General features: G+C 66.9%; 21 protein-coding genes. 18 read left to right on the top strand and 3 right to left on the bottom strand.

The annotated features are described in order from the left end of the window. Positions 1-78: 78 nt before the first annotated feature. The 4 genes from LFT45_RS08245 to LFT45_RS08260 all read left to right on the top strand — a co-directional run bounded on the left by LFT45_RS08245 (position 79) and on the right by LFT45_RS08260 (position 4798). A complete protein-coding gene (locus LFT45_RS08245) occupies positions 79-2970 on the top strand; it encodes an FtsK/SpoIIIE family DNA translocase (RefSeq protein WP_236807880.1) in 2892 nt (963 codons plus the stop codon). 54 nt (positions 2971-3024) lie between these two features. Continuing rightward, the gene (gene pgsA / locus LFT45_RS08250; protein WP_236807881.1) at positions 3025-3684 is read left to right on the top strand and encodes a CDP-diacylglycerol--glycerol-3-phosphate 3-phosphatidyltransferase; all 660 of its coding nucleotides are present in this window, start codon (positions 3025-3027) and stop codon (positions 3682-3684) included. Then, positions 3681-4166 carry a CinA family protein gene (locus LFT45_RS08255; protein WP_236807882.1) on the top strand — a complete coding sequence of 162 codons (486 nt, stop codon included), beginning with the start codon at positions 3681-3683 and terminating at the stop codon, positions 4164-4166. The genes pgsA and LFT45_RS08255 overlap by 4 nt, the downstream gene beginning before the upstream one ends. Before the next feature lie 191 nt (positions 4167-4357). Next, positions 4358-4798 carry a helix-turn-helix domain-containing protein gene (locus tag LFT45_RS08260; RefSeq protein ID WP_236807883.1) on the top strand — a complete coding sequence of 147 codons (441 nt, stop codon included), beginning with the start codon at positions 4358-4360 and terminating at the stop codon, positions 4796-4798. Positions 4799-4908: 110 nt separating this feature from the next. Here LFT45_RS08260 and LFT45_RS08265 read toward each other — a convergent pair whose 3' ends face one another. Then, a complete protein-coding gene (locus LFT45_RS08265; protein WP_236807884.1) occupies positions 4909-5415 on the bottom strand; it encodes a MarR family winged helix-turn-helix transcriptional regulator in 507 nt (168 codons plus the stop codon). Positions 5416-5457: 42 nt separating this feature from the next. Between LFT45_RS08265 and LFT45_RS08270 the strand changes: the two genes are divergently transcribed. The 7 genes from LFT45_RS08270 (at position 5458) to dapF (ending at position 12032) form a co-directional block, all read left to right on the top strand. After that, entirely contained in the window at positions 5458-5697 is a 240-nt protein-coding gene (locus LFT45_RS08270; protein ID WP_111904706.1) for a DUF3046 domain-containing protein, read from the top strand. 209 nt (positions 5698-5906) lie between these two features. Beyond that, the gene (gene recA, locus LFT45_RS08275) at positions 5907-6959 is read left to right on the top strand and encodes a recombinase RecA (protein ID WP_236807885.1); all 1053 of its coding nucleotides are present in this window, start codon (positions 5907-5909) and stop codon (positions 6957-6959) included. 100 nt (positions 6960-7059) lie between these two features. Then, positions 7060-7575, top strand: coding sequence for a regulatory protein RecX (locus LFT45_RS08280; protein ID WP_236809162.1), 516 nt, complete (start codon positions 7060-7062; stop codon positions 7573-7575). Between the two features lie 55 nt (positions 7576-7630). Continuing rightward, the gene (gene miaB, locus LFT45_RS08285) at positions 7631-9178 is read left to right on the top strand and encodes a tRNA (N6-isopentenyl adenosine(37)-C2)-methylthiotransferase MiaB (RefSeq protein WP_236807886.1); all 1548 of its coding nucleotides are present in this window, start codon (positions 7631-7633) and stop codon (positions 9176-9178) included. Between the two features lie 4 nt (positions 9179-9182). Then, positions 9183-10082 (top strand): tRNA (adenosine(37)-N6)-dimethylallyltransferase MiaA, encoded by a 900-nt coding sequence (miaA, locus tag LFT45_RS08290; protein ID WP_236807887.1) that lies wholly within the window; start codon positions 9183-9185, stop codon positions 10080-10082. Positions 10083-10119: 37 nt separating this feature from the next. Then, positions 10120-11091, top strand: a complete 972-nt coding sequence (locus LFT45_RS08295) for a DMT family transporter (RefSeq protein WP_236807888.1) — start codon at positions 10120-10122, stop codon at positions 11089-11091. Next, positions 11088-12032 carry a diaminopimelate epimerase gene (dapF, locus tag LFT45_RS08300; protein WP_236807889.1) on the top strand — a complete coding sequence of 315 codons (945 nt, stop codon included), beginning with the start codon at positions 11088-11090 and terminating at the stop codon, positions 12030-12032. The genes LFT45_RS08295 and dapF overlap by 4 nt, the downstream gene beginning before the upstream one ends. Here the strand turns inward: dapF and LFT45_RS08305 are convergent. Beyond that, positions 12013-12627, bottom strand: a complete 615-nt coding sequence (locus tag LFT45_RS08305) for a class I SAM-dependent methyltransferase (protein WP_236807890.1) — start codon at positions 12625-12627, stop codon at positions 12013-12015. The genes dapF and LFT45_RS08305 overlap by 20 nt on opposite strands. Before the next feature lie 380 nt (positions 12628-13007). Between LFT45_RS08305 and hflX the strand changes: the two genes are divergently transcribed. Both hflX and LFT45_RS08315 read left to right on the top strand, forming a co-directional pair. Next, on the top strand, positions 13008-14585 hold the full coding sequence (gene hflX, locus LFT45_RS08310; RefSeq protein WP_236807891.1) for a GTPase HflX: 1578 nt from the start codon (positions 13008-13010) through the stop codon (positions 14583-14585). After that, positions 14578-16638: an ATP-dependent DNA helicase gene (locus LFT45_RS08315; protein ID WP_236807892.1), complete on the top strand. Its 2061-nt coding sequence runs from the start codon at positions 14578-14580 to the stop codon at positions 16636-16638. Before hflX ends, LFT45_RS08315 begins: the two co-directional genes overlap by 8 nt. Positions 16639-16680: 42 nt before the next feature. On the opposite strand, the gene lexA is transcribed toward LFT45_RS08315, so the two are convergent. Beyond that, positions 16681-17427, bottom strand: a complete 747-nt coding sequence (lexA, locus tag LFT45_RS08320; RefSeq protein ID WP_236807893.1) for a transcriptional repressor LexA — start codon at positions 17425-17427, stop codon at positions 16681-16683. A gap of 377 nt (positions 17428-17804) precedes the next feature. Between lexA and LFT45_RS08325 the strand changes: the two genes are divergently transcribed. The 5 genes from LFT45_RS08325 to LFT45_RS08345 all read left to right on the top strand — a co-directional run bounded on the left by LFT45_RS08325 (position 17805) and on the right by LFT45_RS08345 (position 20931). Next, the gene (locus LFT45_RS08325; protein WP_236807894.1) at positions 17805-18155 is read left to right on the top strand and encodes a LysM peptidoglycan-binding domain-containing protein; all 351 of its coding nucleotides are present in this window, start codon (positions 17805-17807) and stop codon (positions 18153-18155) included. A gap of 78 nt (positions 18156-18233) precedes the next feature. Then, a complete protein-coding gene (locus LFT45_RS08330) occupies positions 18234-19352 on the top strand; it encodes a histidinol-phosphate transaminase (protein ID WP_236807895.1) in 1119 nt (372 codons plus the stop codon). Positions 19353-19411: 59 nt separating this feature from the next. Continuing rightward, positions 19412-20038 (top strand): imidazoleglycerol-phosphate dehydratase HisB, encoded by a 627-nt coding sequence (gene hisB, locus LFT45_RS08335; RefSeq protein WP_003798736.1) that lies wholly within the window; start codon positions 19412-19414, stop codon positions 20036-20038. Further along, positions 20035-20772 (top strand): imidazole glycerol phosphate synthase subunit HisH, encoded by a 738-nt coding sequence (gene hisH, locus LFT45_RS08340; RefSeq protein ID WP_236807896.1) that lies wholly within the window; start codon positions 20035-20037, stop codon positions 20770-20772. The genes hisB and hisH overlap by 4 nt, the downstream gene beginning before the upstream one ends. Further along, positions 20773-20931: a hypothetical protein gene (locus LFT45_RS08345; RefSeq protein WP_180987215.1), complete on the top strand. Its 159-nt coding sequence runs from the start codon at positions 20773-20775 to the stop codon at positions 20929-20931. Positions 20932-20965: the final 34 nt, after the last annotated feature.

Genomic DNA, 20965 nt, shown 5'->3' on the forward strand with positions numbered 1-20965 from the left:
CGCCCGGGGGCTGAACACAGCCCCCGGAAGCCCCGGAAATCCGCGGTTCCATGGCCGGGGTGGAGTACCGTGGCAGATATGGCCACACGTACTTCCCCCGCGCCAAAACGTACCCCCAGCAGTAAAACGGGCGCATCCGCGGGCCGCAGCGGCTCTTCCGCGGCCAAATCCGGCCGGGCCGGATCGTCCGCCGGCAGCGCCCGCACGCGCCAGCTTCCCGCCGTCGAACACCGGCAGCCCTGGCTGCTGCGGGTGGCCGGCGGGGCCTGGCTGGGCATCGGCCACCTGGTGGGCGGGGGAGTGCGCCGGATCGGCCAGGATGTCAGCGACCTGGCCCCCGAAGACCGCCGCGACGGCGCCGCCCTGTTCAACCTGGCCCTCGCGGTCTTCATCGCCACCTTCGCGTGGTGGGGTTTCCGTGGCTGGTTCCCGGACGCCGTCTACGCCGTGGTCAACGGCACCTTCGGCTGGATGTCGCTGGTCCTGCCGCTCATGCTCTTCGTGTGCGCCTGCAGGCTCTTCCGGCAGCCTGTGGACGGCCGCGGAAACAACCGCGTGGGCATCGGCTTCCTCATCATGACGTTCGCAGGGTGCGGGATCGCGCACATCGTGGGCGGCCAGCCGACCGTGAGCGAGGGCTTCGACGGGCTGCGGCAGGCTGGCGGCATGCTGGGCTTCCTGGCGGCCTCGCCGCTGGCCGCCATTCACCCCGCGGTCCCGGTGGTCCTGTACGGGCTGCTGGCCTTCGTGTCTGTCCTCATCGTCACGGCCACGCCGTTCGGGGCCATACCGCGGCGGCTGCGCGGCGCCTATGAGCACCTGATGGGGATCGACCTGCAGGAGAACGACGGCGACGCCCACGACCGCAGCTACCTGTACGAGAACAGCCCGCCCGCCCCCAAGAAGAAGCGCAAACGGCTCTTCGGCAAGGACGAGGAAGCCGACCCCCGGCTGGAAGGCTACGTCGGAGACGAAGCGTTTGAACATGCCGTGGTCGACGACGACGACGAGCCGTCACCGGAGGCCGGCAAGGGGCGCCCCGCCGTGGCCCCGGGAGTCCGGCGGCCCACCCAGGCGGAGATCGCCGTCGAGAAGATCAAGGCAGCCCAAGGACTCGGCGCCAAGGGCGCCGACGCCGAGAACGCCACCGAGGCCATTCCGCTCGTGGTCCCCGGCATGGCCGGTTCGGCGACCTCACCCGGCTCGACTGCCGCTGCTGCCGCGCAGGTGCCGTCCAAGCCAGTCGCGCCCGCGCCGCCGCCCACACCGATTCCGCAGCGCACGGAGCAACTGTCCCTCGCAGGCGATGTCACCTACACGCTGCCGTCGTCCGACGTGCTCACGCCAGGCTCCATTCCCAAGGAACGCACGGAAGCCAACGACGCCGTCGTCGCCGCCCTGACTGACACACTCCAGCAGTTCAACGTGGATGCGACTGTGACCGGTTTTAGCCGCGGTCCGACCGTGACCCGGTACGAGATCGAACTGGCGCCGGGCACCAAAGTGGAGCGAGTCACCGCGCTGTCCAAAAACATCTCCTACGCCGTCGCCTCGAGCGACGTCCGCATCCTGAGCCCCATTCCCGGCAAGTCCGCCATCGGCATCGAGATCCCCAACACGGACCGCGAGACCGTGTCGCTGGGTGACGTCCTGCGCAGCCAGAATGCCCGCCGCACGGACCACCCCATGGTCATGGGCGTCGGCAAGGACGTCGAGGGCGGCTACGTCGTGGCCAACCTGGCCAAGATGCCCCACCTGCTGGTGGCCGGTGCCACCGGCGCCGGTAAGTCCTCGTTCGTGAACTCCATGATCACGTCCCTGCTGATGCGGGCCACGCCCGACGAGGTCCGCATGGTCATGGTGGACCCCAAGCGCGTGGAGCTCACCGCCTACGAAGGCGTGCCGCACCTCATCACGCCCATCATCACCAACCCCAAAAAGGCCGCCGAGGCGCTGCAGTGGGTGGTCCGCGAAATGGACGCCCGCTACGACGACCTCGCCAACTACGGCTTCAAGCACGTGGACGACTTTAACAAGGCAGTGCGCGCCGGCAAGGTCCAGCCGCCGGTGGACTCCAAGCGGGTCATCCGGCCCTACCCGTACCTCCTGGTGATCGTGGATGAGCTCGCCGACCTCATGATGGTCGCACCGCGGGACGTGGAAGATTCGATCGTCCGCATCACGCAGCTGGCCCGCGCCGCCGGTATCCACCTGGTGCTCGCCACGCAGCGCCCGTCCGTTGACGTGGTCACCGGCCTCATCAAGGCCAACGTGCCGTCCCGCATGGCCTTTGCCACGTCCTCCGTGACCGACTCACGCGTGGTCCTCGACCAGCCCGGGGCCGAGAAGCTGATCGGGCAGGGTGACGCTCTGTTCCTTCCCATGGGCGCTTCCAAGGCGATGCGTGTCCAGGGCGCCTGGGTCACAGAATCCGAGATCCACAAGGTGGTCGAGCACGTCAAGGGCCAGCTCCAGGCCGTCTACCGTGACGACGTCGCGCCCGAGGCGCAGAAGAAGCAGATCGACGACGACATCGGGGACGACCTCGAGGTGCTGCTGCAGGCCACGGAGCTGGTGGTCACCACCCAGTTCGGCTCGACGTCCATGCTGCAGCGCAAGCTCCGCGTCGGGTTCGCCAAGGCAGGCCGCCTCATGGACCTGCTCGAATCGCGCGGCGTTGTTGGTCCGTCGGAAGGCTCCAAGGCGCGCGACGTGCTGGTCAAGCCGGACGACCTCGCCGCGGTTCTGGCCGCGATGAAGGGCCAGGAGGCACCGGCCACGGCCGATTCCCAGACCGCCGCGCTCAGTGACAACGCCAATGCCAACATCGCGCAGGGCGGCTACGCGGAGGACCTCGTTGCCGCCGACCTGGACAACCGCACCCAGAGTGTCGACTATTACGACGGCGCCGACAGCTCCGGTGACGACGAGGACGGTTCCGAGGACGCCTGGTCCCTCACCGGCAGGTAGTCTTCACGGGCATCAGCAAGAAAGCGGTAGCGCCGAAGACGGTAGCCTAGAAGGGTGACTAGCACCGAAGCGACCGCGGCCGGCTCCAACAGCTCCGGGATCTGGAATCTTCCCAACATCCTCACGATGCTCCGCATCGCGCTGGTGCCGTTCTTCGTGTGGTTCCTGATCGCCGACGCCCCGGGCCTGCGGAGCGAGTCCGGCGGGTGGCGCTGGGCGGCCGTGGCGGCGTTCGCCGTCGCGATTTACACGGACAAGCTCGACGGCGACATCGCCCGCAGCCGGGGACTGGTCACCGACTTCGGCAAGATCGCCGATCCGATCGCGGACAAGCTGCTGACCGGATCGGCCCTGGTCATGCTGTGCGTCCTGAATGAGCTGCCCTGGTGGATGACGATCGTGATCCTGGTCCGTGAGTGGGGCATCACAGCGCTGCGGTTCTTCGTCATCCGGTACGGCGTCATCCCGGCGTCACGCGGCGGCAAGCTCAAGACGGTTGTCCAGACCGTGGCGATCTTCCTCTACCTCCTTCCGCTGGCTTCCATCGCACCGTGGCTGACATGGGTGGCCTTCGCGGTGATGCTGGCAGCCGTGCTGATCACCGTCTGGACCGGCGCCGAATATGTCATTCAGGCGCTGAAAGTCCGGTCGGAGGGGCTGCGCCGGCGGGCTGCGGACCTCGGCCAGCAGGAGAACGAGGAGGGCCAGCCGTGACGAATCTGCACCGGATCGCCGGGGAAGCCGTGGCTGCGGCCGTCGGGCGCGGCGTCACCGTCGCCACCGCGGAATCGCTCACGGCAGGAATGGTCGCCGCCGTACTGGCCGACACCCCCGGGGCCTCCGCCATGCTGCAGGGCGGCGTGGTCTCCTACAGCAACACCGTGAAGCGGGACGTCCTTGGCGTTTCCCAGGACCTGCTGGACGCCGTCGGATCGGTAGATGAAGCAGTGGCTGCCGCCATGGCCGACGGCGCCCGGCGGGTCTGCGGCGCGGACCTCGCCGTCTCCACCACGGGCGTCGCCGGCCCTGACGCGCACGACGGCAAGGCCGTCGGAACGGTGTTCGTAGGCGTCGCCACTGCGCAGGGTGTGCAGGCCTTTCCCTACAGCTTCCAGGGCACCCGGGCAGAAATCCGCGGGCTGGCCTGTGGCGCTGCTTTGGAGCGGCTGCAGGAGGCACTGGCTGCGTTAAGCTGAGTTTCCGGCTACGCTGACCTGGCCCGCTGACTGCGCTAAGCTACCCGGAGTAAGGTTGCCGGGAACAAAAAGCGAATCCGAATAGTTGTCACATTGTGTCGCCTCTCCTTGAGGGAGGCGCCTAGGATGAAGAGAACATATGCGGTTTACGTCACAGTGAACCGGAACCATGAGGGAGCAAGGCGATACAGATGGTAAAGCAGCCCGTGTCCGTAAACGGCGTTGTCCGCTGGAAGGACGTGGGCCTCGCCGATCAGGCCAAGAGCGAACAGAAGGAGCGCAAGATGGTTGTACTTCGTCACGAAATCGGTGATGTACTGCGCGATGTCCGCCAGCGGCAAGGGCGTACCCTCCGCGAAGTTTCGCACAGTGCCCGGGTCTCCCTGGGTTACCTGAGTGAAGTGGAACGCGGCCAGAAGGAAGCTTCCTCGGAACTCCTGTCCTCGATCTGTTCGGCGCTGGATGTTCCGCTTTCCAGCATGCTCCGTGAGGTCAGCGACCGCGTGGCTGTCGCCGAAGGCGTTGCCGTGCCGGACACCGTCCCGCAGGAATTCTCCCAGCGTTACGGCCGTGACCTGAGCAGCGAGCTCAACAACGAGCTCGCCACGGAAATGCTGTCGGGCGCCCGGTAACGGAACCCGGAACTCCGGAGTAATAGCAACAGCTCCGGACTAATAGCAACAGCGAAGGCCTCCGGCAATCCGCCGGAGGCCTTCGTCGTGCCTTGAAATCAAGCCCTAATCTAGACGTCGTCCCGGGGGAATCCGTCACGTTCGTACGTGGCGTTGAGCTTGGCCATGTAGGTGGCCAGCGCGTCGAGGTCCTCCACCGGCCATTCGCCCAGGCGCTCACGGAACACCTGCCGCCGGGCATCCTGCACCTGGTGCATCTTCTCTTCGCCTTCGGCTGTGAGCCGGATCGTTTGCGCCCTGCCGTCCAGCGGGTCGGCTTCCTTGAGCACCAGGCCGATGCTTTCAAGGAATGCGATTTGCCTGCTGACGGACGGCTTGCCGACGCCGATGCTGGATGCAAGTTCGGTGAGGCGGATGGGGCCGCTCTTGCGGATCACGCTAAGCAGTCCATAGGCGGCCGGCTCCATGTCCGGGTGGACCTCGCGCGACAGTTGCTGGGAAATGGACCGGGCCCGTCGCCAGAAAAGACTGATCTGGTGCTCCACATTGGTCAGTGCCGTATCAAGCGTGTCCTCGAAGGGGGCAGTGGTTCCGGGGGCTTCAGCGGGATTGCTCATGGCAACCATTCTAGAGTCAGGGTCCGTGAGAGACTGTATTGGGTGAGGATTAGTGATTTCTGGCGGCTGATGGACGACGAATTCGGGGCCGGCTACTCGCGCGTGCTGGGCGGCTCCCTCGTCCTTGCCGGGGTCGGCGGCCGGACAGCCGACCAGGCCCTCGCCGCGGGCGTCAGTCCCCGCGACATCTGGCTGGCGGTGTGCGACGTGCAGGACGTCCCGGAGGAGCGCCGCCTCGGCCGCGATATCAAGCCGCGACAGCACGGGCCAGACCTGGTCTGAGAAGAGCCCGACCCGGCCTGGGAACCTGCTGACACGCCGACAGATTGTTCGAATATCTGTTCGGGTGCGACTATGCTTTTTGCCAGCGGGTTATCCACATACGTGCGCCTGCCCGGCAAGAATGTCAGCGGGTGGCGCTAGCGTCGGTGATGACAGACAAAGGGCCGCAGAGGCCCCTCCAAAGCGAGAAAGCATTAGAGGTGTGAACCATGGCGGCAGCCCCGGATCGTGAAAAAGCGCTTGAAGCAGCGCTCGCGCAGATTGACAAGCAGTTCGGCAAGGGATCGATCATGCGGCTGGGCGACGAAACACGCGCCCCCATCGAGATCATCCCCACCGGCTCCATCGCGCTGGACGTCGCACTGGGAATCGGAGGTCTCCCGCGGGGGCGCGTCGTTGAGATCTATGGTCCGGAATCGTCAGGTAAGACCACCGTAGCCCTCCACGCCGTGGCCAACGCCCAGCGTGCCGGCGGCATCGCCGCCTTCATCGACGCCGAACACGCCCTCGACCCCGAGTACGCCGCCAAGCTCGGCGTGGACACGGACGCCCTGCTGGTCTCCCAGCCGGACACCGGTGAGCAGGCCCTCGAAATCATGGACATGCTGGTGGGCTCCGGCTCACTGGACATCGTGGTCATCGACTCCGTGGCAGCGCTGGTGCCGCGCGCGGAAATTGAAGGCGACATGGGCGACAGCCACGTCGGCCTCCAGGCACGCCTCATGAGTCAGGCCCTGCGAAAGATCACCGGCCGGCTGAGCCAGACCAAGACCACCGCCATTTTCATCAACCAACTGCGTGAAAAGATTGGTGTGTTCTTCGGTTCCCCGGAAACCACCACCGGTGGTAAGGCGCTGAAGTTCTACGCCTCCGTGCGTATCGACGTCCGCCGCATCCAGACCCTGAAGGAAGGTGCCGATTCCGTCGGCAACCGCACCAAGGCCAAGATCGTCAAGAACAAGATGGCCCCGCCCTTCAAGATCGCCGAATTCGACATCATCTACGGCCAGGGCATCTCCCGCGAGGGCGGCATCATCGACATGGGCGTGGAGCACGGCATCATCAAGAAGTCCGGGTCGTGGTTCACCTACGACGGCGACCAGCTCGGCCAGGGCATGGAGAATTCGCGCCGCTTCCTGCGCGACAACCCGGAACTCGCCGCGGAACTGGAACGGCTCATCAAGGAAAAGCTCGGCGTGGGAACCAAGCCGGCGGCCGACGCCGAAGCTTCACCGAAGCTGAAGGCCGTTGACGGCTTCTAGCAGACGCCGGTCCTCTTCGGCCTTTGCCAAGGCCGGAGGGGACCGGGAAGCAGGGCCCAGCCCGGACCCCGATGAGGACCGGGACTCAGATCCGGTATCGGTGGCGCGCGCCATCGTACTGCGCCAGTTGACCGCATCGCCCAAGAGCCGGCTGCAGCTTGAACGCAAGCTGGCCGAGCGCAACGTGCCGGAGGACGTCGCCGCGGCCGTGCTGGACCGTTTCGAAGAGGTCCGGCTCGTCGACGACGCCGAATTCGCGGACATGTGGGTGCGGAGCAGGTCGCAGTCGCGCAGGCTCGCCAGGGGAGCCCTGCGCCGGGAGCTCGCGGACAAGGGCATTGACCCTGACACGGCGGCCTCTGCCCTGGAGCAGGTCAGCGACGAGGACGAGGAAGCCGCCGCCCGCCACCTCGTGCAGCGCAAGCTACGGCCGGGCACGGACCTGACTGACCGGGCGGAACGCGACAAGACCACGCGGCGGCTCGCGTCCATGCTCGCGCGCAAGGGGTACCAGCCCTCGCAGGCTTTCCGGATCGTGGGGGAGGTCCTGGACGCCGCAGCCGGCGGCGCCGCGTCCGGGGAGGACACCTACGGGGCCGCCCCGTCCTGGGAGTGATCGAACGCCGGGAGTGAACGCGGCCGGCACTCGTGGCAGCCGGTACCCTTAATGGGTGAGTCTGACCTATCCTTCCCCCGCATCCGGCACCGAAAACGCAACCGGCGGCGCCGTCGCGCCCCGCACCTACCAGGTGCGCACCTTCGGCTGCCAGATGAACGTTCACGACTCCGAGCGCATGGCGGGCATGCTGGAGGCCGCCGGTTATGTACCGGCGGACGGTGCCCAGGCCGACGTCGTCGTCTTCAATACCTGCGCAGTGCGGGAAAACGCCGACAACAAGCTCTACGGCAACCTCGGCCAGCTGGCCCCCATCAAAGCCGCCAACCCGGGGATGCAGATCGCCGTCGGCGGCTGCCTGGCCCAGAAAGACCGCGAAACCATCCTGAAGAAGGCGCCCTGGGTGGATGCCGTCTTCGGCACGCACAATGTCGGCGCCTTGCCTGCCCTCCTGGACCGGGCGCGCCACAACAACGAGGCGCAGCTGGAAATCCTTGAGTCGCTGGACGTCTTCCCGTCCACGCTGCCCACCAAACGCGATTCCGTCTATTCGGGCTGGGTGTCCATTTCGGTCGGCTGCAACAACACCTGCACCTTCTGCATCGTCCCTGCCCTGCGGGGCAAGGAAAAGGACCGCCGGCCGGGGGAGATCCTCGCCGAGGTCCAGGCCTTGGTGGACGACGGCGCCATCGAAGTGACGCTCCTCGGCCAGAACGTGAACTCCTACGGGGTGGAGTTCGGCGACCGCCAGGCCTTCTCCAAGCTGCTCCGCGCCTGCGGCGAGATCCCGGGCCTGGAACGGGTGCGTTTCACGAGCCCTCACCCGGCTGCGTTCACCGATGACGTCATCGACGCCATGGCCGAGACGCCCAACGTCATGCCGCAGCTGCACATGCCGCTCCAGTCGGGATCGGACAAGGTCCTGCGGGACATGAAGCGTTCCTACCGGTCGGCGAAGTTCCTGGGGATCCTGGACAAGGTCCGCGCCAAGATGCCGCATGCGGCGATCTCCACGGACATCATCGTTGGTTTCCCGGGGGAGACGGAGGAGGATTTCCAGGCGACCCTGGACGTCGTCGAAAAGTCTCGCTTCGCCACGGCCTTCACCTTCCAGTACTCCAAGCGGCCCGGCACGCCGGCCGCGGACTTGCCGGACCAGCTGCCCAAGGCGGTGGTGCAGGAACGCTTCGAGCGCCTCACCGCGCTCCAGGACCGCATTGCCGCGGAGGAGAACGCCAAGCAGCTGGGACGCCGCGTCGAGGTCATGGTCACCGCCCAGTCCGGCCGCAAGTCCGAGGAAACGCACCGCCTCTCGGGCCGTTCGCAGGACCAGCGCCTCGTCCACTTCACGGTTCCCGAGGGCGCTCGTGCCCCGCGTCCCGGAGACCTGGTGACCGTCACCATTACGGAAGCGGCCGCCTTCCACCTGGTCGCCGATCCTGCCTCCGCAGCCGACTACTCCCTGCGCCGGTCGCGCGCCGGCGATGCCTGGGACAGGGCGCAGGCCGATACCTGCGGTGTGCCCGCCCCTGGCGCGGCGGGTGCAGCGGGCAGGACGGGCGTGTCGCTCGGCATGCCCTCGCTCCCGGTGCGGAGCCGCTGACCCGGTGGCGGGCCAACTCCCCGTCATAGCGGTTGTCGGCCCCACCGGTTCAGGCAAGTCCGACCTCGCCGTCGATCTTGCCCTGGCCCTGGGCGGCGAAGTGATCAACGCCGACGCCATGCAGTTCTACCGCGGCATGGACATCGGCACCGCCAAGGTCACCGAGGCTGAACAGCGCGGCGTCCGGCACCACCTGCTGGACATCCTGGACGTGACGCAGGAAGCGTCGGTGTCCGACTTCCAGCAGCAGGCAAGGGACGCCGTCGCGGACATCCACCGCCGCGGCAAGCGGGCCATCCTGGCCGGCGGGTCGGGCCTGTATGTCCGCGCCGCACTCGATGTGCTGGACTTCCCGGGAACCGATCCGGAAATCCGTGCCCGGCTGGAACAGGAGAACGCTGCGGAAGGATCTGCGGGGCTGCTGGACCGCCTGCGGGTGGTAGACCCCGTCTCCGCCGGCCGCCTCGGCGACGCCCGCCGCATCATCCGCGCGCTGGAAGTGTTCGAGCTGACCGGGCGCCCGTTCAGCTCCTTCATGCCGACCCGCGAGTACCACCAGCCCGCCCTCCAGATCGGGCTGGAGGTGGACCGGGAGCAGCTGCGCCACCGGCTCGCCGTCCGCGTGCACCGCATGGTGGAGCGGGGGCTGCTGGCCGAAGTCGAACGGCTGGACGCCCAGGGCCTTCGCCGTGGCAAGACCGCACCCCGCGCACTGGGCTACGCCCAGTTCCTCAAGGTGCTCGACGGCGAAGCGGATGTAGCGCAGGCAGCCGAAGAGACCATCGTGGCCACCAGGCAGTTCGCCCGCCGGCAGCTGACGTGGTTCCGGGCCGACCCCCGCATCAGCTGGCTGGACTGGCAGGACCCTCATCTCGCCGCCAAGGCAGCCGGGCTCTGCCGCTGAGCCAAGCCCGCAACAACGCACTGGAAGAAAGGCCCGTATGACCCTCGCAGTTGCCACCACGCCAAAGCACTCCTCGCGGCGTGCCCTCATCGTCGCCGTCGCTTCGCTGCTGGGAGCGACTCTGTTCTGGGCCGGCAACTACGTTGTCGGGGCCGGCGCGGTCGCGAGCATCGATCCCCTCAGCCTGGTGCTGCTGCGCTGGTCCCTCGCCCTGGTTCCGCTGCTGGCCATCGCCCAACTGGTGGAGCGTCCGCAATGGCGGCAGGTGCTGGCCGCCTGGCCGTGGCTGATCGCCCTGAGCGTGTTCGGACTGCTGGGCTACAACCTGCTTTTGTACACGGCTCTCGAGCACACGGATGCGTTCAGTGCTTCCCTCATCAATGCGTTCAACCCGGCACTCATAACGCTGGCCGCTGCTGCGTTCCTGCGCGAACGCCTGACTCGGCGCGCAGTTGGCGGTGTCCTGATCGCGCTCGTCGGGGTGCTGCTTGTCCTCAGCAACGGCGACCTGGGCAAGCTGCTGCAGGCCGGGTTCGGGACCGGTGAGCTCTTCATGCTCGGAGCCATTGCAGCATGGTCCGCGTATACGATCACCGGGCGCCTGGCTCCGCCGCTGCCCCCGATAACCACCACGGCCGTCCAGGCCGCGATCACCGTTGCCGTCCTCACGCCACTCAGCCTCGCTGCCGGCGGTCCCGCGCTGCCGTCCACGCAGGGTGCCATCGTTTCCCTGGCCTTCATCGCGCTCTTCCCGTCAGTGCTGTCCTACCTGCTCTGGAACCGCGCACTGACAGTCATCCCCGCCGGCAACGCCGGAGTGTTCCTTAACCTCATCACCGTCTTCACAGCCCTGTTCACAATCCTCTCCGGCCGTCCCTACACCTTCGCGCAAATAGCCGGCGGTGTGATTGTGGTCGCCGGCATCCTCCTCACCAGCACCCGCAGCCGGCGAGGCAGATCCACAGCGTTTTTCTGGCGCCACCGGCGGACGGGTAACCTTGAACCATGAATGAAACCCTTGCAGAAACAGCCCGGCCCGCCGCCACCACACTGAGCGGACTGCGGTTCTCCAAGGGCCACGGAACAGGCAACGACTTTGTCCTGGTCGCTGATCCCGAGGGCGTGCACGCGATCTCCGCGGAGCAGGTCGCCCAGCTGTGCGACCGCCACCGCGGCATCGGCGGCGATGGACTCATCCGCGCCGTCCCGTCCCGTCTCCTTGACGAGGGCCGCCAGATTCTTGCCGAGAACCCCGACGCCGAGTGGTTCATGGATTACCACAACGGTGACGGTTCCCTGTCAGAGATGTGCGGCAACGGCGTGCGCGTGTTTGTCCACTTCCTCCTGGCCGAAGGCCTGGCTCAGCTGCCGGCCGGCGGCTCACTGACCATCGGCACCCGCGGCGGCGTCAAGACCATCGTCCGCGCAGGTGACGGCTACGCCGTCGACATGGGCCCCTGGGAGTTCATCTTCCCGGACGAGGCAGCGGCCCGTGCCATGGATTCGCTGGTCACCGCCGAGGGACTCGAGGTGCCGCGGCCGGCGCTGTCCGTCAGCATGGGTAACCCCCACACGGTCGTTGCCCTGGCCGAGCTGTCCGAACTCCGGGAGACCCGGCTCTTTGCCGCCCCGCACGTCGACCCGGCGCCCGCCAATGGCACGAACGTTGAGTTCGTTGTCCCGGCCGAGCCGCTGGTGCACGAGGGTGTGGGCACCGTGACCATGCGGGTCCACGAGCGTGGCGTCGGCGAAACGCAGTCCTGCGGCACCGGTGCGTGCGCCGCGGCGGTGGCCATCCGGCACTGGGCCGGGCAGGGCGCCCCGGACGCCTGGCAGGTGAAGGTGCCGGGCGGCGTCGTGGGCGTGAAGTTCTTCACCGTCGCCGGCGGCCGCGAGCACGTTGAGCTCAGCGGCCCGGCCACGATCGTTGCTACTGGGACGCTTTCCTGACCCGCAGGATCCTGAAGGATTTGGACGTGCTTTCCCGCGTCACCGTGAAGGAGCTATCCAAAACCTCCGCCAGCCAGCGCTGAAGCGTATCCGAGCCCAGGTTCTTCTGCACCACCAGCCACGCCGAACCGCCCGGTGCCAGCCTCGGCAGCCAGAGCAGCAGGAGTGAGTGCAGCTCATCCTTGCCGATCCGGATCGGCGGATTGGACCAGATGGTGTCGAAGCGGATTTCGGGATCCACGTTCTCGGGCGTGCTGGCCGTGACATTGTTCAGCCCCAGCAGTCCGGCGTTCCCGTTGGTGAGCGCGATGCATCGTTCATTGACGTCCACGGCGTAGACCTGAGCGTGCGGTGCCCGGAGCGCCATGGTGAGGGCGATGGGTCCCCACCCGCAGCCGATGTCGAGCAGGTTTCCCTGCGGCGAAGGCGCCGGAACCTCGGCCAGCAGGATGGCTGTGCCCTTGTCGATCCCGTCCGGACTGAAGATGCCGGACGAGGTCTGCAGCTTCCGCGTTTCACCGGCCAGTTCCACTGTGAGGGGCTTGCGGGTAAACGGCCCCGCCGGTGATGCGCTGAAATAGTGGGCAGACTCCATAACTGGCCAGATTAGTGGGCTGCCCGCCCGATGGGAAACCGGCTGACGGGAAGGCCGCCTGCCCGTTCTGGTAACATTGAAGGCATGTTCCTGATTTTTGAGTAGCCGGTACTTCTTTTTGCCCGCGGCCTTTAGCCGCCGGCACCGGCCAATGGCTCCCCTCCAATGCGACGCAGGTATTGCCCTTTGCAGGCACAGACCTTCCGCAGGATCGCAGCCCGAACAGCACTCAATCAGACCGCTTCCCGCCGGCCATGCCCGACGTCTGCCGGCATTTCAGGAGACCCTCCATGACCCCTCGTAGTCAGCCCAGCGCGAATACCGCTGCCAAGGGCGGCAATCAGCACTATTCTGAAGATGCAGAACCTTCAAAGGAGACCATGACCAATCAGCAAAATCCCGGATCCGAGCCGGCAGCCCAGGACATGAGTCCTGAGGAGATCCAGGCTGTTATCGACCGGATCCTCGCCAAGGACGTCCCAGCCAAGAACGCCGCACCTGCCAACGGCAGCCGCGCTGACAGCCAGGGTGTTTTGGGCAAGGCGCAGGCCATCTCGCAGCTTGCGGAAGAGCACAGCACATACGACGGCGACCAGCAGGACCTCGAGGAACGCCGGGCACTGCGACGCACGGCCGGGCTGTCCACCGAACTCGAAGACGTCACCGAAGTCGAATACCGGCAGTTGCGTCTGGAACGCGTCGTACTCACCGGCCTCTGGACCGAAGGCACGCTAGCCGACGCCGAGAATTCCCTGCGTGAACTCGCCGCCCTGGCGGAAACTGCGGGCTCGGAAGTCCTCGACGGACTGGTCCAGCGGCGGGCCAAGCCGGACCCCGGCACTTTCCTCGGTTCCGGCAAGGCCCTGGAACTCAAGGACGTGGTGATGTCCACCGGCGCCGATACCGTCGTTGTGGACGCCGAACTCGCGCCCTCCCAGAGGCGCGGCCTTGAAGACATCGTCAAGGTGAAGGTCATCGACCGCACGGCCCTCATCCTTGACATCTTCGCCCAGCACGCCAAGAGCCGCGAAGGTAAGGCCCAGGTGGAGCTGGCGCAGCTCGAGTACCTCCTTCCGCGCCTCCGCGGCTGGGGTGAATCCATGTCCCGCCAGGCCGGTGGCCAGGTGGGCGGCGCCGGCGCCGGCATGGGCTCCCGTGGGCCCGGTGAAACCAAGATCGAACTGGACCGGCGAAGGATCCGCACCCGGATGGCCAAGCTGCGTCGGGAGATCGCCGCGATGAAGCCTGCACGGGAGACCAAACGGGCCAACCGCCGTCGTAATGCAGTCCCGTCCGTGGCCATCGCCGGATACACCAACGCCGGCAAGTCCTCGCTGCTGAACCGCCTCACCGATGCCGGAGTCCTGGTCGAGAACGCCCTGTTCGCCACCCTGGATCCCACCGTCCGCAAGGCAGAGACCGCCGACGGAATGGGGTACACGCTGGCCGACACCGTGGGGTTCGTCCGGTCCCTTCCCACCCAGTTGGTGGAGGCCTTCCGTTCCACCCTCGAGGAAGTGGCGGATGCAGACCTGATCCTGCACGTCGTGGACGTGTCGCACCCGGACCCAGAGGGCCAGATCGCCGCCGTCCGGTCGGTGTTCGCCGAGGTGGACGCCCGCAAGGTGCCCGAGATCATCGTTCTGAACAAGGCCGACGCCGCCGACCCGTTTGTGGTGGAGCGGCTGAAGCAGCGCGAACCGCGGCACGTGGTGGTTTCGGCACGTACGGGGGAGGGCATTGCCGAGCTGCTCGAGGCGATCAGCGAGGCCATCCCGCGGCCCAGCGTCAAGATGCAGCTCCTCGTGCCTTACCACCGCGGGGATCTCATCAGCAAGCTGCACGACTCCGATGCGGAGATCCTGAGCCTGGAGCACGAAGAGGCCGGCACCCGCGCCGTTGTCATGGTCCGGGAAGGCCTCGCGGCTGAACTGGAATCCTTCAGCACCGATGACTGACGGGGCGGCAGCCGCCGGCGCCGCGGCCACGGCCCGAGAGCAGCTCGTACTTGACCTGCTCGACCGCGCCGTGGCCGGCATGGGCGGCCAAAGCCGCAGCGGCCAGCACGAGATGGCCCGGCAGGTGGCGCGGGCAATCGAAACCGGCGACCACCTGCTGGTGCAGGCCGGCACGGGAACCGGCAAGTCGCTGGCCTACCTGGTCCCGCTCATCGCGCACTCGCTGGAGAGCAATAAGCCGACCCTCGTCTCCACCGCCACCCTCGCGCTGCAGACCCAGATCGTGGGCCGTGACCTCCCGCGGCTGCTGGAGAGCCTCAAACCGGCACTCGACCGGCCCGTGAAGGTGGCACTGGTCAAGGGCCGCGCGAACTACGTCTGCAGGCACAAGCTGGAGGGCGGCTTTCCCTCCGAGGAACCCTCGGAGGGCCAGCTCTTCTCGCTGGGCGAGGACACCAGCGTTCCGCACTTCGCCGCGGCGATGGGCGGTCCCTCGTCGCAGCTCGGCAAGGAGGTGGTCAGACTCCGGGAATGGGCGGAGCAGACCACCACGGGCGACCGTGACGAGCTCCTTCCCGGCGTCACGGACCGGGCCTGGCGGCAGGTGTCCGTCACGTCCATGGAATGCCTCGGCGCGCAGAAATGCCCCCTCGCCGAAGAATGCTTCAGCGAGCTTGCCCGGCACAACGCCACGGAAGCCGACGTCGTGGTGACCAACCACGCCATGCTGGCCGTCAGCGCCTTCGAGGGCCTGGCGGTGCTGCCTGAGTACGACGTCGTGGTGGTGGATGAGGCCCACGAGCTCCAGGACCGGGTGACCGGCGCGGTTTCGGGGCAGCTGTCGGTGGCCATGGTCCATGCCGCGGCCTCCGGCGCCCGCAAGCACACCGGGATCACTGTTGACGCGCTCAACACAGCGGCAGCAAACCTGGAGGTCGCCCTCGCCGGCGTTCCCAGCGGCTTGCTGCCGAACGGCCTGAACGACGAGCAGCTGGATTGTGTGGACCAGCTTCGTGAGGCCTGCCGGGCGGCGCTGTCGGACTCCAAGGGGGACAGCAACACAACGGCCGACGGCGGGCGGCAGCTTGCGCGCTCCCGTCTGCTGGTGATTTTGGAGCTTTGCGAACGTTTGATTGCGGCGCGCGAAAACCGTGAGGTGGTCTGGTTCTCCCGGAACAGCACGTTTGATCCCCAACAGGGATACTCGGCGCCGGACGAGACTGCCCCGGCTCTGGTCAACATCGCCCCACTGAGCGTCGCAGGCAGGCTGCGTGAAGGCCTGTTCGCCGGCCATACAGTGGTGCTGACGTCGGCCACGCTGGCCATCGGCTCTGCCTTCGAACCCGCCGCAGGCGGACTGGGGCTGGTCGGCGACGGTGCGCCGAGCTGGACCGGCGTCGACGTGGGTTCGCCCTTCGACTACCCCCGGCAGGGCATCCTCTATGTGGCACGGCACCTGCCGAAACCGGGCCGCGGCACTTCGCCGGAGGCGCTGGACGAACTCGAGTCCCTCATCCGCGCCTCCGGCGGGGGAGCGCTCTGCCTGTTCTCCTCACGACGGGCGGCCGAGGAAGCGGCGGACGCCCTGCGCACGCGGCTGGATGTCAGCATTCTCTGCCAGGGCGAATCCACTATGACGGCACTGGTGAAGCAGTTCGCCGACGAGCCTGATACGTGCCTGTTCGGCACGATGTCCCTGTGGCAGGGCGTCGACGTGCCGGGCGGATCGTGCCGCCTGGTGGTCATTGACAGGATCCCCTTCCCGCGCCCGGACGACCCCCTGATGACCGCGCGGTCCCGGGCCGTTGCCCAGGCCGGCGGCAACGGGTTCATGTCCGTGTCCGCCACGCACGCGGCCATCAGGCTGGCCCAGGGGGCAGGACGGCTCATTCGGTCCGCGAACGACAAGGGAGTGGTGGCAGTGCTGGATTCCCGGCTGTCCACGGAACGCTATGGCGGGTTCCTGCGGGCTGCCCTGCCGCCGTTCTGGCCGACGACCGACAAGAAGACCGCCGTCGCAGCGCTCGAACGGCTCGCCGGCGCACAGGCGTGAAAAGCCCCGGGCTATAACAGCCCGGGGCTAACGTTGCAGCGGCTACAGCGAGCGGAGTACGGACACCACCTTGCCCATGACGACGGCGTGGTCGCCCAGGATGGGTTCGTACTGCGTGTTCTGCGGAAGCAGCCACGTGTGCCCGTCCCGCTGCCGGAAGGTCTTGACCGTCGCCTCGTCGTCGAGCAGCGCAGCGACGATGTCGCCGTTGACCGCGTCGCTTTGCCGCCGGACCACCACCCAGTCGCCGTCGCAGATGGCGGCGTCCACCATGGAGTCCCCTGCGACCTTGAGCATGAACAGTTCGCCGTGGCCCACCAACTGGCGTGGCAGCGGCATCAGGTCCTCCACCATCTGGTCCGCAAGGACGGGGCCGCCGGCGGCGATGCGGCCGACCAGCGGCACCATTGCGGTGTCCATCGCGCTGGGCAGTTCGGATACGGACGCGCCTGCGGCGCTCAGGGCCGGGGCCTTGTCAGCGCCGCCGGTTTTTGCCGTCCCTGCATCCAGGGTGAGCGGCATCAGGACCTCCATGGCGCGCGGCCGCTTCGGGTCGCGCCGGAGGTAGCCAAGCTTTTCCAGCTGCGAGAGCTGGTGGGTCACGCTGGATAGGCTGGCCAGGCCGACGGTGTCGCCGATTTCCCTCATCGACGGCGGGTAGCCGTTGTCGTTGACCGAGCGCTGGATGGTTTCCAGGATCTTTTTCTGCCGGACGGTGAGTCCCTTGGGGGTCCGCTGAGACCGCGGGCTGCGCTGGGGAGCCTTGCCGTCAGAGGCCTGTGCTGCCATGTTCGCCAACGCCTTTCCGTTCCTCCCGGCCGCGGTAGCTGCAGTGGCCGGGAACTTCCGGCCTGAAAATGTCAGACCCTGCTGATCAACTGCAGATGTGGTTGTTCTGTGATTTCCAACGTAGGCCAGCCATAGTGCTTTTTCAAACATTTGTTCTAGCGAGTCTCGACTTAATTCGTCGATAGGTGCTAAAACTAGGAAAAGCAAAGTTCGAACATGTGTTCTAGTGAGGGCCGCTTGGCAGCCCGGTGTTCGAACTGTTTGTTCGAACACGAGGCAGCACAACTTGGTCCAGGAGGGCTCACGCCATGTCAGCTTCAACAGCAGCATCAACTTCAACGGCAATGTCCCGTTCGGCCGCAATGCCTTCAAAGGCAATGTCCAGTTCAATGGCGGCGTCCCGGACGGGGAAGCCACCGCGGCTTCGTCTGACCCGCCGTGGCCGCATTGTCCTGATCGGTCTGCCGCTTGTTCTGCTGGCTGCCGCTATCCTGTCCCTGACCGGGCTCCTGAACTCCCCGGCCAAGGCTGCAGACAATGCCGGTGGCCTGACGGTTACGCCCACGGTTTCGGTCACGGTGCAGCCCGGTGAATCACTCTGGGCCATCGCCGGGCAGGTCGACCCGGACCGCGATCCCCGGGACGTGATCGCGGACATCGTCCAGCTCAATAACCTCCAGGCCGGCAAAGTCATGCCCGGTCAGCAGCTGTTTGTGCCCAACAAGTAGGGGTGATTGGGCGCGGTTTCGGCTGGCCGGAACCGTCACAGTTTCCGGCCAGCCCTCCGGGTTACTTAAACTGTCCTAGTGACTGACCAGCTTGAGCGACTGAACCGACTGCCCCTGCGGACCAACCTGAGGGGGTTGTCCCCCTATGGCGCCCCCCAGCTTGATGTTCCGATCCTGCTCAACGTCAACGAGAACACGCATGGCGTGCCCGCCGACGTGCGGGCGGCCATCACGTCGGCCGTATCCGAGGCCGCCGCCGGGCTCAACCGGTACCCCGATCGCGAATTTACTGAACTCCGGGAAGCCCTGGCTGAATACCTCGGCCACGGGCTGGGCGCGGACAACCTCTGGGCGGCCAACGGCTCCAACGAGGTCCTGCAGCAGATCCTCCAGGCGTTTGGCGGCCCGGGCCGGTCACTCCTGAGCTTCCCGCCGACGTACTCCATGTACCCGCTGCTCGCCAGCGGCACGGACACCGCCTACATCGCCGGCAGGCGTGCCGACGACTACGGCCTCAGCGCAGAGTCCGCGGCGAACCAGGTGCGGGAACTCCAGCCAAACATCGTCTTCCTGTGCTCACCCAACAACCCCACCGGCACCGGCCTGGGCCTGGACGTGGTGGAAGCCGTCTATGAGGCTGGCGAGGCCAGTCAGGCGGTCGTCGTCGTGGACGAGGCCTACCACGAGTTTGCACACGACGGCACGCCCAGCGCCCTCACCCTGCTGCCCGGCCGGGAGCGGCTCATCGTCTCCCGGACCATGAGCAAGGCGTTCGCTCTTGCCGGCGCCCGCCTCGGCTACATGGCTGCCGCCCCGGAGGTGACCGACGCCCTCCGGTTGGTGCGCCTTCCCTACCACCTGTCGGCCGTCACGCAGGCAACCGCCCTCGCGGCGCTGCAGCACCGCGAGGCGCTCATGGCCGATGTCCAAGACATCAAACGGCAGCGTGACCGGATTGTCGCGGAACTGACGCGGATGGGGCTGCGGCCCGCGGCGTCCGATTCCAACTACGTCTTCTTCGGTGGGCTGGAGAACCCCCATGAGGTCTGGCAGGGACTGCTGGATGCAGGGGTGCTCGTCCGCGACGTCGGCATCGCCGGCCACCTGAGGGTCACGGCCGGTACTGAGACGGAAACCACAGCCTTCCTGGAAGCGCTGGAAAGCATCCTGGCCCGGCAGGCCGTACTTCCGGCCTAAACTTGAATATGGACCAGGTCAGGTCTGCCCCCATCCTTCGTCAAAGGACATCTATCACCATGAGCGACACCGGTATCAAGGCTGCCGAGGCCCGGACTGCACGCATGGAGCGTGCCACCAGCGAATCTTCCGTGCTGGTGGAGATCAACCTCGACGGCACCGGAGTGTCGGATATCAGCACGTCGGTCCCGTTCTACGACCACATGCTGACGGCCCTGTGCAAGCACTCACTCATCGACATGACCGTCAAGGCCACCGGCGACACCCACATTGACGTCCACCACACCGTCGAGGATGTTGCCATTACGTTCGGCGAGGTCCTGCGCACCGCGCTGGGCAACAAGGCGGGCATCCGCCGCTTCGGTGAGGCCACCGTGCCCCTGGACGAGGCCCTCGCGCACGCCGTCGTCGACGTGTCCGGCCGGCCCTACCTGGTGCACGGCGGCGAGCCTGCCGGGCAGGAGTACCACCTGATCGGCGGCCACTTCACGGGCTCGCTGACCCGGCACGTGTTCGAGGCCATCACGCTGCACGCCGGCATCTGCCTGCACATGAACGTCATCGCGGGCCGCGACCCGCACCACATCGTGGAAGCCCAGTTCAAGGCCTTCGCCAGGGCCCTCCGCGCAGCCGTCGAGCCGGATCCCCGCGTCGAGGGCATTCCGTCCACCAAAGGAGCACTGTGACCGGCAAAGTACTGCACGAGGGCGCGATCCTCGACCCGTCCGCCACAATGAAGCCGGCATCCCCGGAGGGCAAACCCACCGTCACCGTCCTGGACTACGGCTCCGGCAACGTCCGTTCGGCCGTTCGCGCCCTTGAGCGTGCCGGTGCGGAGGTTATCCTGAGCTCCAAGCCCGAGGACGTGCTGAACGCCGACGGGCTGGTCGTTCCCGGCGTCGGCGCCTTCGAAACGGTCATGCGCGAGCTCAAAGCTGTTGACGGCATCCGGATGATCGGCCGCCGCGTTGCCGGCGGACGCCCGGTCCTCGGGATCTGCGTCGGCCTGCAGGTGCTCTTCGAAGCCGGCGTCGAACACGGAACCGAAGCCGAAGGCATGGGGGAGTGGCCCGGCAAGGTGGAGCTCCTCCCGGCGGAAGTGGTGCCGCACATGGGGTGGAACACCGTCAAGGTCCCGGAAGGCTCCAGGCTTTTCGCCGGCGTCGAGGGCGAGCGGTTCTACTTTGTGCACTCCTACGGCGTCCAGAACTGGGACTTCGACGTGATCCAGCCGCGGATGGCGCCGCCCCTGGTCACGTGGTCCGAGCACGGTGGCCCCTTCGTCGCCGCCGTGGAAAACGGCCCCCTCTGCGCCACCCAGTTCCACCCGGAAAAGTCCGGTGACGCCGGCGCGCGTCTCCTGAAAAACTGGGTCGACGGGCTCCGCGCGCCGCACTCCCGGCAGGCGGCGGACGCCTAGATGTGGTCAATCCTCCTGATGGGACTCGCCGGTCTCCTGGTGGGCGGCGGCCTGTCCTTCAGGCAGCAGCGCAAACCGCTCTGGATCCAGATCGGTTTCTACGTGTTGGCCGCCATGTCGCTGCTGGCCGCCTACCTGCTGACCCTTCCCGGCACATAACCCACTAACCCGCCGTGCGCGCCGCAGAAGTGGC

Source organism: Arthrobacter sp. FW305-BF8 (assembly GCF_021789315.1).
Taxonomy (GTDB): Bacteria; Actinomycetota; Actinomycetes; order Actinomycetales; family Micrococcaceae; genus Arthrobacter.